The sequence below is a fragment of the Mycobacterium sp. 1245499.0 genome (assembly GCF_001673615.1).
GTDB lineage: Bacteria > Actinomycetota > Actinomycetes > Mycobacteriales > Mycobacteriaceae > Mycobacterium > Mycobacterium europaeum_A.
This window is the reverse complement of record NZ_LZMG01000266.1, coordinates 74238-91136: the sequence shown is the minus strand read 5'-3', so window position 1 is coordinate 91136 and position 16899 is coordinate 74238. Positions and strand designations below refer to the sequence as shown.

Annotated in this window: 18 protein-coding genes and 1 pseudogene; 14 read left to right on the top strand and 5 right to left on the bottom strand. The window is 65.2% G+C overall.

From position 1 onward, the window contains the following. Positions 1 to 276 precede the first annotated feature (276 nt). From A5646_RS15680 to dnaB, 8 genes and pseudogenes are all read left to right on the top strand, one after another. A pseudogene (locus A5646_RS15680) lies at positions 277 to 2493 on the top strand (transglycosylase domain-containing protein); the annotation flags it as partial. Then, positions 2490 to 4145 (top strand): glycosyltransferase family 87 protein, encoded by a 1656-nt coding sequence (locus tag A5646_RS15675; RefSeq protein ID WP_067022508.1) that lies wholly within the window; start codon positions 2490 to 2492, stop codon positions 4143 to 4145. The pseudogene A5646_RS15680 and the gene A5646_RS15675, both read left to right, overlap by 4 nt. 52 nt (positions 4146 to 4197) lie before the next feature. Then, positions 4198 to 4839, top strand: a complete 642-nt coding sequence (locus tag A5646_RS15670) for a DJ-1/PfpI family protein (protein ID WP_067022506.1) — start codon at positions 4198 to 4200, stop codon at positions 4837 to 4839. A 133-nt stretch (positions 4840 to 4972) separates the two neighbouring features. After that, a complete protein-coding gene (gene rpsF / locus A5646_RS15665) occupies positions 4973 to 5263 on the top strand; it encodes a 30S ribosomal protein S6 (RefSeq protein WP_007771721.1) in 291 nt (96 codons plus the stop codon). A gap of 102 nt (positions 5264 to 5365) precedes the next feature. Next, on the top strand, positions 5366 to 5887 hold the full coding sequence (locus tag A5646_RS15660) for a single-stranded DNA-binding protein (protein WP_067022504.1): 522 nt from the start codon (positions 5366 to 5368) through the stop codon (positions 5885 to 5887). 43 nt (positions 5888 to 5930) lie between these two features. Beyond that, the gene (rpsR, locus tag A5646_RS15655; RefSeq protein WP_003874730.1) at positions 5931 to 6185 is read left to right on the top strand and encodes a 30S ribosomal protein S18; all 255 of its coding nucleotides are present in this window, start codon (positions 5931 to 5933) and stop codon (positions 6183 to 6185) included. 30 nt (positions 6186 to 6215) lie between these two features. Beyond that, positions 6216 to 6674, top strand: a complete 459-nt coding sequence (gene rplI, locus A5646_RS15650) for a 50S ribosomal protein L9 (RefSeq protein ID WP_066873329.1) — start codon at positions 6216 to 6218, stop codon at positions 6672 to 6674. 530 nt (positions 6675 to 7204) lie between these two features. Further along, positions 7205 to 8581, top strand: a complete 1377-nt coding sequence (gene dnaB, locus A5646_RS15645) for a replicative DNA helicase (RefSeq protein ID WP_007771724.1) — start codon at positions 7205 to 7207, stop codon at positions 8579 to 8581. A 171-nt stretch (positions 8582 to 8752) separates the two neighbouring features. Here the strand turns inward: dnaB and A5646_RS15640 are convergent, their stop codons facing one another. Next, complete coding sequence (locus tag A5646_RS15640) at positions 8753 to 9025, bottom strand: ANTAR domain-containing protein (protein WP_066873340.1); 273 nt, start codon at positions 9023 to 9025, stop codon at positions 8753 to 8755. Positions 9026 to 9104: 79 nt separating this feature from the next. On the opposite strand from A5646_RS15640, the gene A5646_RS28155 reads away from it, so the two are divergent. The 4 genes from A5646_RS28155 to A5646_RS15620 all read left to right on the top strand — a co-directional run bounded on the left by A5646_RS28155 (position 9105) and on the right by A5646_RS15620 (position 12689). Next, positions 9105 to 9596 (top strand): low temperature requirement protein A, encoded by a 492-nt coding sequence (locus A5646_RS28155; RefSeq protein WP_082984759.1) that lies wholly within the window; start codon positions 9105 to 9107, stop codon positions 9594 to 9596. Further along, the gene (locus A5646_RS15630; protein WP_369806947.1) at positions 9593 to 10378 is read left to right on the top strand and encodes a type 1 glutamine amidotransferase domain-containing protein; all 786 of its coding nucleotides are present in this window, start codon (positions 9593 to 9595) and stop codon (positions 10376 to 10378) included. The genes A5646_RS28155 and A5646_RS15630 overlap by 4 nt, the downstream gene beginning before the upstream one ends. 891 nt (positions 10379 to 11269) lie before the next feature. Continuing rightward, complete coding sequence (locus A5646_RS15625; protein ID WP_156765612.1) at positions 11270 to 11473, top strand: hypothetical protein; 204 nt, start codon at positions 11270 to 11272, stop codon at positions 11471 to 11473. 271 nt (positions 11474 to 11744) lie between these two features. After that, positions 11745 to 12689, top strand: coding sequence for an alpha/beta fold hydrolase (locus tag A5646_RS15620; RefSeq protein ID WP_067022498.1), 945 nt, complete (start codon positions 11745 to 11747; stop codon positions 12687 to 12689). Positions 12690 to 12707: 18 nt separating this feature from the next. On the opposite strand, the gene A5646_RS15615 is transcribed toward A5646_RS15620, so the two are convergent. The 4 genes from A5646_RS15615 to A5646_RS15600 form a co-directional block, all read right to left on the bottom strand. Beyond that, on the bottom strand, positions 12708 to 12923 hold the full coding sequence (locus A5646_RS15615) for a DUF3072 domain-containing protein (RefSeq protein WP_067022496.1): 216 nt from the start codon (positions 12921 to 12923) through the stop codon (positions 12708 to 12710). Between the two features lie 85 nt (positions 12924 to 13008). Further along, on the bottom strand, positions 13009 to 14040 hold the full coding sequence (locus tag A5646_RS15610; RefSeq protein WP_067022494.1) for a fused (3R)-hydroxyacyl-ACP dehydratase subunits HadA/HadB: 1032 nt from the start codon (positions 14038 to 14040) through the stop codon (positions 13009 to 13011). Between the two features lie 287 nt (positions 14041 to 14327). Beyond that, positions 14328 to 15194, bottom strand: coding sequence for a hypothetical protein (locus tag A5646_RS15605; RefSeq protein ID WP_067022492.1), 867 nt, complete (start codon positions 15192 to 15194; stop codon positions 14328 to 14330). Between the two features lie 382 nt (positions 15195 to 15576). Further along, on the bottom strand, positions 15577 to 15948 hold the full coding sequence (locus A5646_RS15600) for a hypothetical protein (protein WP_066861089.1): 372 nt from the start codon (positions 15946 to 15948) through the stop codon (positions 15577 to 15579). A 106-nt stretch (positions 15949 to 16054) separates the two neighbouring features. Between A5646_RS15600 and A5646_RS15595 the strand changes: the two genes are divergently transcribed. Continuing rightward, positions 16055 to 16528 carry a GtrA family protein gene (locus A5646_RS15595; protein ID WP_067022490.1) on the top strand — a complete coding sequence of 158 codons (474 nt, stop codon included), beginning with the start codon at positions 16055 to 16057 and terminating at the stop codon, positions 16526 to 16528. A gap of 84 nt (positions 16529 to 16612) precedes the next feature. Continuing rightward, a complete protein-coding gene (locus A5646_RS15590; RefSeq protein ID WP_067022488.1) occupies positions 16613 to 16897 on the top strand; it encodes a hypothetical protein in 285 nt (94 codons plus the stop codon). The last annotated feature ends 2 nt before the right edge of the window (positions 16898 to 16899 follow it).

Genomic DNA, 16899 nt, shown 5'->3' with positions numbered 1-16899 from the left:
AGGCCTACTTCAACAAACCCGTCGAGCAGCTCACGGTCTCCGAGGGCGCGCTGCTGGCCGCGCTCAGACGGCGGGCCGGCCAGTGCGGCTTTGACTTCGTCTATCGGATCGGAGCGCCGGGGCGCCCGGTCGTCTTGCACGGGCGGCAGGATCGTGGTGAGTCGATCGTCCGGCGGAGCCTGCCGACGGCGGCTGATCGTCGGCGGCCCCTCCCGACGCTCACGATCCCGAGGGGCGTCCGGACGGCTGGGGCCCGGACGCTTGTCAGAACTCTGATTGCCTACATGCTCAGTCGATGGCCCACGTTGGTCACCGGAGGACTGGCTGTGGGTGCGGCGCGGGGCCTACCTGTGCGCGGCGGTACTGGTGCTCTTGCCGATCGTCACGTTCGCGATGGCGTACTTCATCGTCGACATTCCCAAGCCGGGTGACCTTCGTACCAACCAGGTTTCGACCATCCTGGCCAGCGACGGCTCGGAGATCGCCAAGATCATTCCGCCCGAAGGCAATCGGGTCGACGTCAACATCAGCCAAGTTCCGGTGCATGTGCGCCAGGCGGTGATCGCCGCCGAGGACCGCAACTTCTACTCGAACCCGGGCTTCGATTTCGCCGGTTTCGTGCGCGCGGTGAACAACAACCTCTTCGGCAGCGGCGACCTGCAGGGCGGGTCGACCATCACCCAGCAGTACGTGAAGAACGCGCTGGTGGGTTCGGCCCAGCACGGTGTCAGCGGCCTGATGCGCAAGGCCAAGGAATTGGTCATCGCCACCAAGATGTCCGGGGAGTGGTCGAAAGACGATGTCCTGCAGGCCTATCTGAACATCATCTACTTCGGCCGGGGCGCCTACGGAATTTCGGCCGCCGCCAAGGCCTACTTCAACAAACCCGTCGAGCAGCTCACGGTCTCCGAGGGCGCGCTGCTGGCCGCGCTCATCCGGCGGCCGTCCACGCTCGACCCGGCGGTCGATCCGCAGGGCGCCCGGGCCCGCTGGGCGTGGGTGCTCGACGGCATGGTGGAAACCAAGGCACTGTCGTCCAATGACCGTTCCGCGCAGGTGTTCCCGCCGACCGTGCCGCCGGATCAGGCGCGCGCGCAGAACCAGACGACCGGACCCAACGGGCTGATCGAGCGGCAGGTGACCAAAGAGCTGATGGAGCTGTTCAACATCGACGAGCGGACCCTGAACACCCAGGGCCTGCAGGTCACCACCACCATCGATCCGAAGGCCCAGCAGGCCGCGGAGAAGGCGGTGTCGAAATACCTCGACGGCCAGGATCCCGATATGCGTTCGGCCGCGGTCTCGGTCGACCCGCACGACGGCGCCATCCGTGCGTACTTCGGTGGCACCGACGCCAACGGGTTCGACTTCGCTCAGGCCGGGCTGCAGACGGGATCGTCGTTCAAGGTGTTCGCGCTGGTGGCCGCGCTCGAGCAGGGCATCGGGCTGGGCTATCAGGTCGACAGCTCGCCGCTGACGGTCGATGGCATCAAGATCACCAACGTAGAGGGCGAGAGCTGCGGGACCTGTAACCTCGCCCAGGCGCTGAAGATGTCGTTGAACACGTCCTACTACCGGCTGATGCTCAAGCTCAAGGGCGGCCCGCAGGCCGTCGCCGACGCCGCGCACCAGGCCGGCGTCGCGACCAGCTTCCCCGGCGTGGACCACACCCTGTCCGAGGACGGCAAGGGCGGCCCACCGAACAACGGGATCGTGCTGGGCCAGTACCAAACCCGGGTGTTCGACATGGCCTCGGCCTATGCCACGCTCGCGGCCTCCGGGGTGTATCACCGCCCGCACTTCGTGCAGAAGGTCGTCAACTCCGACGGCCAGGTCCTCTTCGATGCCGCCAACTCCGACAACAAGGACGAGCAGCGAATCCCCAAGGCCGTCGCCGACAACGTCACCGCGGCCATGGCGCCGATCGCCGCCTATTCCCGCGGCCACGCCCTGGCCGGCGGTAGGCCCTCGGCCGCCAAGACCGGCACCACCCAGCTCGGCGACACCAGCTCCAACAAGGACGCCTGGATGGTCGGCTACACACCGTCGCTGTCAACCGCGGTGTGGGTGGGCACGGCCAAGGGCGACAGTCCGCTGGTAACCGCCTCGGGCGCACCGGTTTACGGCTCGGGGCTGCCGTCGGACATCTGGAAGGCCACCATGGACGGCGCCCTCAAGGGCACCTCCAACGAGTCCTTCCCCAAGCCGACCGAGATCGGCGGCTATGCCGGTGTGCCCGTCGCGCCGCCCCCACCCCCGCCGCCGTCGGAGACCGTCATTCAGCCCACCATCGAAGTGGCGCCCGGCATCACCATCCCGGTCGGCCCGCCCACGACGATCACTGCGGCGCCACCAGCACCCGGCGGTGGCCCGCCGGGTGGTCCCGAGCCGGGCGGTCCGGCCGGGGGCCCGTTTGGTGGCGCGCCGTTTGGTGGCGCGCCGGGTGGCGGCGTCCCGCCGGGTGGACCCCAAGCACCCGCGCCGCCACCGTGACCGACGCCGCGGAGCACGGCGCCACCACTTCACCGCAGCGGCTGGCCGCGGATCTGCGCAGCGCCGACAACCGAGATTGCCCGAGTCGCAACGATTTCCTGGGCGCCGCACTCGCCGACGTCGTCGGTGGCCCGGTGGGCCGGCACGCGCTGATCGGCCGCTCCCGGCTGATGACCCCGCTGCGGGTGATGTTCCTGATCGCGCTGGTCTTCTTGGCGTTGGGTTGGTCGACGAAGGCCGCGTGTCTGCAAAGCACCGGTACCGGCACCGCCGATCAGCGGGTGGCCAACTGGGACAACCAACGCGCCTACTACGAGTTGTGCTACTCCGACACCGTGCCGCTCTACGGCGCAGAGTTGCTGAGCCAGGGCAAGTTTCCGTACAAGTCGAGCTGGGTCGAGACCGACTCCACCGGCGCCCAGCAGATCCGTTACGACGGCCGGCCTGCGGTGCGCTACATGGAGTATCCGGTGCTGACCGGGATCTATCAGTACGTGTCGATGGCCCTGGCCAAGACCTACACGGCGTTGAGCAAACTCGCCCCGCTGCCGGTGGTCGCCGAGGTGGTGATGTTCTTCAACATCGCCGCGTTCGGGCTGGCGCTGGCCTGGCTGGCCACCGTCTGGGCCAGCGCGGGCCTGGCCGGGCGCCGGATCTGGGATGCCGCCTTGGTGGCGGGTTCGCCCATCCTGATTTTTCAGATCTTCACCAATTTCGACGCGCTGGCAACAGCATTCGCGATGGCCGGCCTGCTGGCGTGGGCGCGTCGAAAGCCGGTGCTGGCGGGCGTACTGATCGGATTGGGCGCCGCGGCCAAGCTGTACCCGTTGCTGTTTTTGGGCCCCATGCTGCTGCTGGGAATCCGGACCGGACGGCTGCGCGCGTGGGTCCGTACCGCCGTGTCGGCCGGGGTGACCTGGCTGTTGGTGAATCTGCCGGTGCTGGTGTTCTTTCCGCGCGGGTGGTCGGAGTTCTTCCGGCTCAACACGCGGCGCGGCGAAGATATGGACTCGTTGTACAACGTCATCAAGTCGTTCACCGGGTGGCGGGGGTTCGATCCCAAACTCGGATTCTGGCAGCCGCCGACGGTGCTCAACAGCGTGGTCGCCGTGCTGTTCGTGGCCTGTTGTGCGGCAATCGCATTCGTCGTGTTGACCGCCCCGCAACGGCCACGGGTGGCGCAGCTGGCGTTTTTGGTGGTCGCGGCGTTCCTGCTGACCAACAAGGTGTGGAGCCCGCAGTTCTCGCTGTGGCTGGTGCCGCTGGCGGTGCTCGCCCTGCCGCATCGCCGGCTGCTGCTGGCGTGGATGACCGTCGATGCGCTGGTGTGGGTGCCGCGGATGTATTACCTGTACGGCAACCCCAATCGTTCCCTGCCCGAACAGTTCTTCACTACCACCGTGCTGCTCCGCGATATTGCGGTTATCGTGTTGTGCGCGTTAGTGATTCGTCAGATCTACCGGCCCGGTGAGGATTTGGTGCGGTGGGGCGGGCGGGTGGACGATCCCGCGGGCGGACCGTTCGACCGCGCACCCGACGACCCGCTCGGTTGGTTGCCCGACTGGCTGCGGCCGCCGGGGTCGCGCCGCTCGGCCGTCCCGGCAGCCGAGCACGCCGACGAGCAGGCCCCAGTGGCGAGCGGGGCGCCGTGACCCGCGCCGACGACGACGATCCCGGCGCAGCCGGGGTCGAAGGAGTGGCGCCATGACGCAGGTTGCCATCCCCGTCTTCCCGCGATTCACCGCTCTTGACGCGGTCGGTCCATACGAAGTGCTGCAACGCATCCCGTCCATCGACGTCGTGTTCGTCGGGCACCACCGCGGTGAGGTGCGGACCGAGAACGGCATGCTCGGTGTCAGCTGCGACGCCACCTTCGACGACGTGGACGCACCCGACGTGGTGGTGTTCCCCGGCGGCATCGGCACCCGACAGCTCATCCACGACGAGACCATCCGGACCTGGCTGCAAGCGGTACACCCCAACACCCGGTTCACCACCTCGGTGTGCACCGGTGCCCTGCTGCTCGCTGCGGCCGGCCTGCTGGACGGGCTCACGGCCACCACGCATTGGCGGGCCGCCGACCTCCTCAACGGCTTGGGCGCCCGCTACGTGCCGCAACGAGTCGTTGAGCACCTGCCGCAGCGGATCATCACCGCCGCGGGGGTCTCCTCCGGCATCGACATGGCGCTACGTCTGGTGGAACTGGTCGTCGATCGCGAGGCCGCACGGGCCGCTCAGCTGCTGATCGAATACGATCCGCAGCCGCCGTTCGACTCGGGCGCGCTCGCCAAGGCCGACCCCGCGACGGTGGCCAGGGCCGACGAATACTTGGCCGCCCGGCGATAGCGGGTTGCCCGACTGTCCGGATTTTTCTGGTCAGCCCCGTATCCGGTAGCCTGATGCGGTTGCCGACGCAGGCGACCCTCCTGCCACGGATCGTCCGTGGCCGCTTGAGACCAGAGGAGGTGGTGAGGTTTCCATGCGTCCATACGAAATCATGGTCATTCTTGACCCCACGCTCGACGAGCGCACCGTTGCCCCGTCCTTGGAGACGTTCCTCAACGTCGTCCGCAAGGATGGTGGATCCGTCGACAAGGTCGACATCTGGGGCCGCCGCCGGCTGGCCTACGAGATCGCCAAGCACGCCGAAGGCATCTACGTCGTCGTCGACCTGAAGGCCGAGCCGGCGACGGTATCCGAGCTCGACCGCCAGCTGAGCCTCAACGAGTCGGTACTGCGCACCAAGGTGATGCGCACCGACAAGCACTAACAGCAGTGGTCGCGTCGCGGGCCCACCGTCGGTGGACTTGCGTAGGCTCAGCGAGGACCACCGTCGCGGAAGCGAGTAGCAGGGCGGAACGAGGAGGAACTTGTGGCTGGTGACACCACTATCACCGTTGTCGGAAACCTGACCGCCGACCCCGAATTGCGGTTCACGCCGTCGGGTGCCGCCGTCGCCAACTTCACGGTGGCGTCGACCCCCCGGATCTATGACCGGCAGAGCGGGGAATGGAAAGACGGTGAGGCGCTGTTCCTGCGATGCAACATCTGGCGGGAAGCCGCCGAGAATGTCGCGGAAAGCCTGACGCGTGGTGCCCGGGTGATCGTCACGGGCCGGCTCAAGCAACGCTCTTTCGAGACCCGTGAGGGCGAGAAGCGCACCGTCGTCGAGGTGGAGGTCGACGAGATCGGCCCCTCGCTGCGGTACGCCACGGCCAAGGTCAACAAGGCCAGCCGCAGCGGTGGTGGCGGCGGTGGCTTCGGCGGTGGTGGCGGCGGCGGCGGATCACGCCAGCAGTCGGCGCCGGCGAGCAGCGCTCCCGCTGACGACCCGTGGGGCAGCGCGCCCGCATCGGGCTCGTTCGGTGGCGGAGACGACGAACCGCCCTTCTGATTCGAGAAAACTTCAGTAATAGAGAACGGAAAGAAAAACAGACATGGCCAAGTCCAACAAGCGGCGGCCGGCTCCGGAAAAGCCGGTCAAGGCACGCAAATGTGTCTTCTGCGCCAAGAAGGATCAAGCGATCGATTACAAGGACACCGCGCTGCTGCGTACCTACATCAGCGAGCGCGGCAAGATCCGTGCGCGTCGCGTCACCGGCAACTGTGTGCAGCACCAGCGTGACATCGCCATCGCGGTGAAGAATGCCCGCGAGGTGGCGCTGCTGCCCTTCACCTCCTCGGCGCGATAGCCGCCGAGGGCCTACCGAAAGTACGAAACGATGAAGCTGATTCTGACGGCTGACGTCGACCATCTTGGTGCCGTCGGCGACACGGTCGAGGTCAAGGACGGTTACGGCCGCAACTTCCTGCTCCCGCGCGGCCTGGCCATCGTGGCCTCGCGCGGCGCGCAGAAGCAGGCCGACGATATCCGCCGCGCGCGGGAAACCAAGGCGGTGCGCGACCTCGGGCACGCCAACGAACTCAAGACGGCGATCGAGGCGCTCGGCCCGGTCTCGCTGCCGGTGAAGACCGCGGCGGATTCCGGCAAGCTGTTCGGCTCGGTGACCGCCAGCGATGTCGTCGCCGCCATCAAGAAGGCCGGCGGCCCCAACCTGGACAAGCGGATCGTGCGGCTGCCCAAGTCGCACATCAAGGCCGTCGGGACCCACCCGGTGGCGGTGCACCTGCACCCCGAGGTCGACGTGGAAGTCGCGCTCGAGGTCGTCGCGCAGAGCTAAGCACCCGACGTTTGCTCGTACCCGGCGGTGGCCATGATCGGCCGCCGCCGGGCTTCGTTGTGCTGCGGGCAGCGGCGCGCCCCTTGGTAGCCAGCGTCGCGGACGTGCTCCCTGGCGAACCATTTCTGGGGTGTATTCGGGCAGCGCGCTTTACCAGCCCGTAACGCTGGGAAAATGTGGCGGAAAGCCAACACGCCCGGGGCAGTAACCTGCGACGACACGCCGGAGAGATTCTTGTCCACACGAATTCAATGGCGTTGTATGGCCGGTATCTGCACCGATGTCCCAGCCCTTTGCATTAATCCACAGGTTCTCCACACCCCGCTCAACACAGGTGTCGACGGATATGCACACACGATGCACAGCTTCATAAACAGCACCCCCTTTGCGTCCTAGTCAGCAACGTTTAACGTCGTCCCGGCGCCGGGCGTGCGGGTGCCATGAGGCGCAATTGTCAGCACCTTGACTTACGCTCACGATCGATTATCGAATGTATGTTCGGGTGCGTGAATCCGGGGAGGAGGGAATCCGTGGCGGTCGTCGATGACTTGGCGTCGGGCATGGATTCTTCGCCGCCTAGCGAAGACTTCGGGCGCCAGCCACCGCAGGACCTGGCGGCCGAGCAGGCGGTGCTGGGCGGCATGCTGCTGAGCAAGGACGCCATCGCCGACGTGCTCGAACGGCTACGGCCCGGCGACTTCTACCGCCCCGCCCACCAGAACGTCTACGACGCGATCTTGGACCTCTACGGCCGGGGCGAGCCGGCCGACGCGGTGACCGTCGCCGCGGAGCTGGACCGCCGCAACCTGCTGCGGCGGATCGGCGGGGCGCCGTATCTGCACACGCTGATCTCGACGGTACCGACAGCGGCCAACGCGAGTTACTACGCGACCATCGTGGCCGAGAAGGCGCTCCTGCGGCGGCTCGTGGAGGCGGGCACCCGGGTGGTGCAATACGGCTACGCGGGCGCCGAAGGAGCCGACGTGGCCGAGGTGGTCGACCGCGCACAGGCAGAGATCTATGAGGTCGCCGAGCGGCGGACGTCGGAGGATTTCGTTCCACTCGAGGATCTGCTGCAGCCGACGATGGACGAGATCGACGCCATCGCCTCCAACGGTGGCGTCGCGCGCGGCGTGCCGACCGGTTTCACCGAGCTCGACGAGGTGACCAACGGCCTGCATGCCGGGCAGATGATCATCGTGGCGGCTCGACCTGGAGTGGGCAAAAGCACCCTTGGATTGGATTTTCTGCGGTCGTGCTCGATCAAGCACCGCATGGCCAGCGTGATCTTCTCGCTGGAGATGAGCAAGTCCGAGATCGTCATGCGGCTGCTGTCAGCGGAGGCGAAGATCAAGCTCGCCGACATGCGGTCGGGCCGCATGAGCGACGAAGACTGGACGCGGCTGGCGCGGCGGATGAGCGAAATCAGCGAGGCGCCACTGTATATCGACGACTCGCCGAACCTGACGATGATGGAGATCCGGGCCAAGGCGCGCCGGCTGCGGCAGAAATCCGACCTGCGTCTGGTCGTGGTCGATTATCTGCAACTGATGTCGTCCGGCAAGAAGGTCGAGTCGCGGCAACTCGAGGTGTCCGAATTCTCGCGTCATCTCAAGCTTTTGGCCAAGGAACTCGAGGTGCCGGTCGTTGCGATCAGCCAGCTCAACCGCGGTCCCGAACAGCGCACCGACAAGAAGCCGATGTTGTCGGACCTTCGTGAGTCGGGATCGCTCGAGCAGGATGCGGACATGGTGATCCTGCTGAACCGGCCCGACGCGTTCGAGCGCGACGACCCGCGCGGGGGAGAGGCGGATTTCATTCTCGCCAAGCACCGCAACGGCCCCACCAAGACGGTGACCGTCGCGCACCAGCTGCACTTGTCGCGGTTCACCAACATGGCGCGGTAGGGGTAACGGGGTGCGCACAAACTGTTCGAAACCAAGGGTCGAAATCTACGCAGGCATCGAACGTCTGCACTAGCCAGCCATCGGCAAGAGTTTAGCCAGTTGGCTCGCCTGAAAGTGGCCCTTACTGCGTCCCCGGCCCTTGTGAGCGCGGGGCGACTGTCGCAAACCTCTTCAGGGTCCGGCAACCCGATGGCGGTGAGCCGAAAACAGTTCGCCGAACTCGGCGATGGCTGCTTGAGCCGCATCGTCATCGCGGTCGTGTTGAAGAGCAGGTGACGCCAGATACACCAATGCCCGCGCCAGCGCCAGCACCCCGACGTGGTGACGTTCCGCGACTCTGACCAATTCGGCTAACGCCTCGTCGAGGCTGCAGCCTAGCTTCGCAATCAGTACGCCTTTGGCGACATCAAAGATCCGTGCATCCGAATACTCACCGCAGTTCATCGCCGCTCACCTCACTACGCCAGCCCGCCCCAGGCGCGGGACTACCCCGGTGAGGGAGTCCTATTCGCGTGGTCTGGGAATGACGAGACACAGGTATGCGTCGATACAACCCACTCGAACCAAAGCCGCGTGGTCAGCGACCGAGCCCTTCCCCGCGCGCCCGCGGCCAGCCGTCGAGCGCGTCGCCGATGGGCGGGCCCATCTTGCCCGTGACGCCTATAGCTACCTGCACCTACCCCTGGTCGCCGGCATCATGCTGTTCGCTGTCGGAGCGCACGCCACCATCGAGCACGCCACTCACCGGCTGCCGTTGCTGTCCGCGATCGCACTGGCCGGCGGCATGGCACTGTTCTACTTCGCTGACGTCGCCTACCGGTGGCGCGACCACGGGCAGGCGCCGGCCGACCGCGCCGTCACCGGAGTAGCCGCGGCGGCGACCCTGCCTGCCTTATTGCATATGCCCGCCCTCGCAGCGCTCGGCCTGCTCGCCGGCATCGGAGCTTGCCGGTTGGTCTGGGAGTTGTGGCGGCGCCCCCGGATCGGTCCGGCCGTAGCAGGACAGGCACGTTGAGGGCCGAGACACAGGTAAACCGGCGCTTAAAGCGCCATAACCGACAGGAGAGCACGATGTCACAGGCACGACGCCTTTCGGGCCGAAAAATAGCTGTGTTGGCAGCCGACGGCTTCGAGAAAGTGGAACTGGTAATTCCGTTGCGCGCGTTGCAATTGGCCGGCGCGAAGGTCGATGTTGTGTCGCTGCGCCCCGGTCGCATCCGCGGGGTGAATCTGCACATGCCGGCCAGCCGAGTCGGCGTGGACAAGGTTGTCACCGAGGCCGACCCCGGCGCCTACGACGGACTGCTGCTTCCGGGCGGCTTCATCAACCCCGACCTGCTGCGGCAGTCGGCGGCGGCGCGGGATTTTGTCCGCGCGTTCGACCACGGGGCCAAGCCGATCGTCACGTTGTGTCACGGTCCGTGGGTGCTTGCGTCGGCAGGATTGCTCAATGGGCGCACCCTGACCTCCTGGCCGGGAATCCGCGATGACCTGGTGAACGCCGGCGCCGACTGGCTCGACCGCGAGGTCGTGCGTGACCGCAACCTCGTCACGAGTCGGGGGCCACAGGACATGAAGGCGTTCTTGCCGGCGATGCTCGACATCTTCGCCGAGCCGAAGAATCACTCGCAGACGGTCACGAACCATAACGGCTCGGATCCGCAGCTCGACAAGCCGCTCGGCTGGGCCGTGTCCGCCTTGCGCTGGTCACCGAAACCCTCGGCGGCGGCACTGACCGGTGTGGTCGCGGCCGCCCTGGCGTCACCCCTACGGAGACGGGTTTCCATCAAGAACTAGAGAACAACGCCAGCGCTACCCTAGGCGCGCTGCCAGCGTCGCCGCATGCCCGGGTGACTGCAGATAAAGCGAATCGCCTTGTGCCTGACGGTAATAACGAACCTCGGCGCGTTATGCCGTCCCACTCGGCGGTGGCTCAACGATGTAGCGAAAATGGAACTTGGCAATCGCTCGTTCGGAGTTCGGTTCAGCGCGCTCTTGTCCGGCGTCTTCGATGTCTTCCCGACAAACAGGTCAGCGCGACACCCGACCGGTCGGGTCGTGCAGGCACTGAAGTGCCCTCCTGGATCTCACTGGCAAAGGAGGGATCCGTGATGCCGATGGTCCGTCCGAGACTGATGAGCTCGTCATCTGTCAGGCCGGGGCCGCCCTCGGGCCGCTGATATTCGAACAGGGCGCGGGCGTACTCGCGGAATCGTCTTGCGTCCGAGGCAACAGCGGCCGCCGCGGCCGCACGGGTCGAATCGTGAGCCGTCGATGCGGTGTCCAAGAAGTTCATCGGGTGCGCGTCCGCCACTTCGGTGAAAACCCGGCAAACCCCGAGGTAGAGCGATCATTATCCGCCGTGCAGGCTGAGAACTAAAGATCGAAGCTAAATCGGCTTGAGCTGGTGTTTTGCCGCGAAGATCAGCAAGCCACCGCGTGCAAGGCCACTCGGAACGCGTGCTAGTGAACAACATCAGTGCAACGAAATTGCCTGTGGGACAGAGTATTGTGCGCAATTGCCACGCGGAGTAGCGTGAGGTCTCCAACAGCAGGCGGCCAGAACGCAAGCTAAGTGGGCATACTGTGGGACACTCGGAGCTAACCAGCCTCATCGGCCTGCGAGACGGCGATGGGAATCGAATCCATCTCGTCCGCGTGGATGTTCCCAGCGGGACGAGCGGCTACATGCTCAGGGTCGGGACGGGAAAGGTGTTCCTGAGTGCCGGCGATCTCGCCAGGCTCAACAACGTCATCCGGTTCGAGTTGCATTCGGCGCACCGGACCCATTTGTTGATTTGGGCGATCCAGCTACTGATCTTGTGCGCACTGGCATGGTTCCTCACATCCGGCATCACCGGGCCGCTGTTTGTCTACCCCTGGTCCTATTGAGATCACCGCCCCATCAAGCACGGATCGCGCTGCGGGCCAACGCTTCTGGAGCGGTTTCGCGCCTTCATGGAAGATCGCGGCCAGCCGCCCGCGCGTCGTAGTGACTACCTTTCGTCAATCGGAGCAGCAGGTAAGCCGAAGTAGCGCGCACTGCCATCCACAGGCGACATCGCTTGTGCATGAGCCCGCCGGCTGAGGACTTGTCCGCTCGAGTCCAGACGGTGTAGCGCAGCTATAGTCGGTGCGTGTTGCCTACCTATGATCGCGATTCATGACCGGAGGAGCACCAGGACCGGCGTCGCCGCAAGCACAGCCTGGCGAGCTCGCCCCGCTCGATATCGTCGGCTCCGGAGTCCTTCCCCCGGTCGCTGCCCGAGTGCGCCGACTTTTTTGGCTGCTCGAGCGGTTGGCGCCCTCTTTGGGATCGCGGTGGGCAGTCGAGTTGTGGTGCACCCCACCGGTTCTCGAGTCGGACCTGCGCATGCCACCAGGTGTGGCCCCGGGCAGGCCGCTGGAAGCTTATTGGGATGGGCATCGGATAGCTGGTGAGGAATGGGGCGAGGGGACACCGATATATCTGGTACATGGTTGGGGCGGGCAGCGCGCGCATTTGGCAGTGTTCGTCAAACCGCTGGTGGAGGCCGGGTATCGCGTCATCGCATTCGACTTGCCTAGCCACAACGAATCTGACCCGGGTGCCCTTGCGCCCGGGCGTACCACTGCCATCGAGTGCGCCGACGCCGTTGCGGCGACGATCGAAACCCACGGGCCCGCCCACGCGGTGGTGGCTCACTCACTCGGTGCGAACGCGACTGCGTTGGCGGCGGCGCAGGGCGCACCTGTTGGGCGTTTGGTCTTCTTGGCGCCCATGGGCGAATTCCGTCTCTATCTTGACCTGTTCGCCGCACGGCACGGCTTCGGTCGCCGGATCCGCGCCGGCCTGCAACGCCGTCTGGAAAAACGAATCGGTATGCCGTTGCACGAGACGAACATGACGCGGATTGGTCAACGAGCCAATTACCCGCCGCTGCTTGTCATCCATGATCCCGACGACCCGGACAGCCCTTATGCCGCGAGTGAGCGGCTCGCATTGTCATGGCAAGGCGCACGATTACTGACCACGCGGGGGCTCGGTCGATTGGCTCATTACCGAATCCTGCGCCATCGCCCGGCTATTCGGGCCGGGCTAGAGTTCATCGGCGACCAAGCGGGCTGAGTTCAGCTGCGACCGCGGTCATCTACCGCCGCGCCCGGTATGCTGCTGCAGCTCTTCTATCAGGTCGGATGCCTGGGCCTTGGTCAGATCATTCGGGACCTCACGCCCTGCCTCCTGCGCCAGCGTTTGCACGTAGCTCCGCTGCGGTCCCGTCATCGGCTCGTCGCCCGTGACCCAGTCGGCTGTGTCCTTTTCCGCCGTCTCGTTCGGCGCCTGTTGCAACTCGTCGCTCATGTTTCGATCACCTCCGACGGACGTAATAGCCGTCGCACATGTGTTCGAAACATATCCGCTCAGCGAATTTAGTGGTCTGAGCGCGTCAGCGGAAACGGATGTTCAACGTCGCCAGGCCAAATATCTTGCGGCCAGCCGACTTCGCGCCGACGAGCACGACTCCGCTGCGGGTTTCCGGGTCCAGTGACTTGATCCGGCCGCTGTACTCAATGTCGGCACCCTCGGTGGCCGACACGACCACGGGCTGGGACAGCCGCACCGCGTAGCGGGTCACCGCACCGGGATCGCCTGACCATGCCGAGCCGAATCCGGCACCCAACGCCATGGTGAGCATTCCGTGGGCGATCACGTCGGGCTGGCCCGCCAGTTTGGCGAGGTTCTCGTCCCAATGGAGCGGGTTGGCGTCGCAGGCCACACCGGAGTAGTTCACCAGGTCGCCGCGCGACAGTCGCGCGTGGTGGACCGGTAACTCGTCGCCGACCTTCACGTCATCGAAGGACGGCGTTCCCGGGGTGCGGGTGGTGCCTGCGTGGGCGATCTGAACCTCGTCCGCCGGGCGCACCGTCTTCTGGTAGTCCTCCTCGGAGTAGTCGATGCCGGCGAGGTTCACATCGTGCATCATCACCTTTTCCGCGACGCTTCTGATCGCCGGATCGACATCCTCGGCGGTGACGCCCACGACGGTGGTGTGCAGGGTGTGCACCCGCTCGCCGGCCGTGTCGGTGAACGTGTTGGTCACGGTGATCAAGTCTCTGCCGGCGATCCTGCGCACCGATGACAGTTCGACGTCAACGTGCAGTTCGTCTCCGGCCACGATCGGGCGGTGCTGCTCGAAGACTTCTTCGGTCTGCAGGTACATCTCGTAACCGATGACCACCGATTCGAACAAATGCCGATTGGCGGCCATGGCCGGGGCCGACGTGAACGTCAGCGGCGCCACCAGGTCCGGATATCCCAGTTCAGCGGCGGCGTCGAGTTTCCAGTGCGCAGGGTGATAGTCCTGCACGGCGCGGGCGAACTCGCGTAGTTTCTCGCGGCCGACCTGGTAAGTGTCTTCGATCCGGTAGTAGTGGCCGACCCGCGCTTCGAGTGCCGACGCTTCGGTTGCTGCTGTCATGGATTGCTCAACTTTTCTGTCGGCCTGTTCACGGAAGCCGACCTACGCACACTAACCCGGCGACATCAGGCCACCGAAGGCCGCAACGCGGATGACAAGATTGCCCGAGTGTGTTACCGCTGGCCGACCCTGGCCGAGGCCGTCGACACTCGACGTCGCTCAGCCACTTCGCCGGTGACCTGACGTCAGCCTTGAATACTGCGGTTTCAGTGGCTCCTACACCGAGGGCGTTGCGCGCATTTCGCAGAGCGTTTTGTGCCGGAATGCCCGATGGTCCGCAACTCTTGCTAGCGCACTAGTCCTCGCCACGCGAGGAACAACACCAGCAGCAGAATCACCACCCAGTTGCTAACCGCATGCGCAGCGGCGGAGCTGGCGACGGCACGTCGTCTCACCTGATCAACACGGTCATACCTAGCTGATATTTGCTCACCTAGGTTGTGAGTCCATTCGTTACGTCGGCGCTCATTTTCCGTCCACACCTGTTCACGTTCTCTATGCAATTCCGCCCAGGCGTCGGGGTTCTCATCCATATTGTCGGGCATCGCAGGAGACGGCAGACGCTCGTATTGAGGCATTTGTTGCGCCGCCTCCAGCTCGGGGCTGAGTGTCGCAATGGCGCGCAGGTACACCATCAGGAAGTACAGCCCGCTAAAAGTCAGCGCTAAGCAAGCCGCGATCGGTATCCCCGCCCACAAATGAGTCAACCCGAACACGACTTGCCTCGTCACTTTTCGGCGGACACCTTGTTGTTCAGCGCGATAGCGAAACGCGAGCTCTTCGGCATGGGCCACCCACGGAACCAGAGCGGCTACGACGATTGGCACCGCGACTCCGACCACTGCCCAGATCCACCCGCTCTGCCCCGTCTGTGCGAGACCGACGTTGCCGCTGTTGCCCAGCATCCGCCACCAACCCCAACTGAGCAGCGGGAACACGTTCACGAGCGCGAAGTAAACAGCAATCACCACGGTGAGCTGGCCAATCGCCGCCGGAATCATCCACCAGCGCATGGCCAGAACTGTTTGGCGATACTCCTGGCGCAGACGTGCGTGACGAACCACGTTGTGAAGCGACCGCAACATACTTCCGGCAATAAAAGCCACAACGACGGCCGTCAAAACGGTCGCCGGTGTTCCGTGCAGCATCGTCACTCAGCCATTTTGACAAGCGGGACCGATTCCTGCGGATCGTTCTATAGGTTGGCTACGGCTGAGCCACCATCGGTTGTTTCAAGCCCGAACCGCCCTTGTAGGAACCTGGCTGGACGTACACTCTCCAGTCATGAACAAGGTTACGAGAGTCTTGTTTGCGCTGGTGCTCGCCTCGGCCGTCTCAACCACGTCGGTGAGCTGTGTACCTCCCTACTGCCCCCTCACGGGCGGCCCGGCCGTCATCTGCTAGTCACCAGCGGCCGCTGATGGGGCGAGACCCTCGCCCCACGATGTGCCGACCGCTAATCGTATTTGGCGAATCCAGTTGTGCGACTTGAGGTCTGGGGCCTCAAGCACGAATCATAGTGGCAGGACGGCGGATTCAGAATGCCATGTCATAGCAGACCCAGAGCAAGGGGCCGGCCAGGAGCGAAGCCAGCAGAGTCACGCCACCGATGAGCCGCCACGCGATGGTCGAGCGAAAAATGACCGCGGTAATCGCCGAAGCGGTCGACAGGACAATTAACACGGCCGCGATGACGACCTCGGTGCGCGCCGATTGCACCGCGGATTCGGACGACGGCGGAAAGAACCCGGCTTCCAATTTGAACGCCAAAGCGCGGTTGCTCGAGACCGTCAGCAGCAGCAGAAGGGCGAGCATCATCGTCGCCAACCCGATAAGCGACAGGCATGCCCCAAAGATATTGCGGTTCGCCGGATCTATCGGGCCGGTGTAGTGGGGCATCTCGTCCACATTCCGAATCGTAGGGCGTAATCCGCAGCGAAAGTAACGATGCGCGATCGGCGGAAGTTGGCCAACTGGTCACCCAAAAGATACCTGGTCATGTCACCGTGCTCAGGTGCGAGCGGAACCCTCGGCCAGCCAGTCAGGCGTGGCCGGCCGGTTCCACAACTGGTGCGAGGCGGTTGTCGGCCGGCTGCCGTTCGGCCTGAAGGCGGTCGTCGCGCCGACGCTCGTGGGCTTCTGTGTGATCAACGGTTTCACCTTCGGCCTCGACCTGACCATCCTGACGGGCTTACGCAGCGGGCTCGCCCTTCCGGTGCCCATCGCCGTGACGATCGCTTACGGATGCGCTTTCACACTCAGCTACGTCCTCAATCGCGTATTGAACTTTCGGTCCCACGCCGCGGTCGGGCCTCAGGTGCTGACCTACGCCGTGGTGGTCGCCGTCAACTATCTGGCTTTCATCCTCGGGGTTACCACGGCGCTCGCGGCCATCGGCGTGCACTATCAGCTGTCGCGCCTGGCGGCGGGCGGCTGTGAAGCGGTGTACATGTACAGCGCGATGAGGTGGGTCGTCTTCCGGCGCTGAGCGGCCCCACCGATCCGGGACTTGGTGGCCGAGGTGTAGCCCACCCGTGACCTCCGCGCGACGGCGACGAAGGACCCTCGACAGGTGACGGTAATCGCGGTGATCGCCGCGCTCGCGACGGCAACCTGCCTCGGCTACTACGCGGGACGGCGCGCGGCCTCGCCGCCGCCGAGCTGGAGGAAGCGAACCAGCCGCATCGCCCTGAGCAGGCAGGCCATCGGCCTGCTCGCGATGATCGCCGTGCGCCGCATCCGGCAACGCGTGCGGGCCGAGCGCATCGTCTCCGACATCGCCGCCAGATACGGCATGAGAATAGTTGCGCCACCGCATCTTCGGCGCGGCAGCGTGGTGCGGTTGCGGTCCTGGTAGAT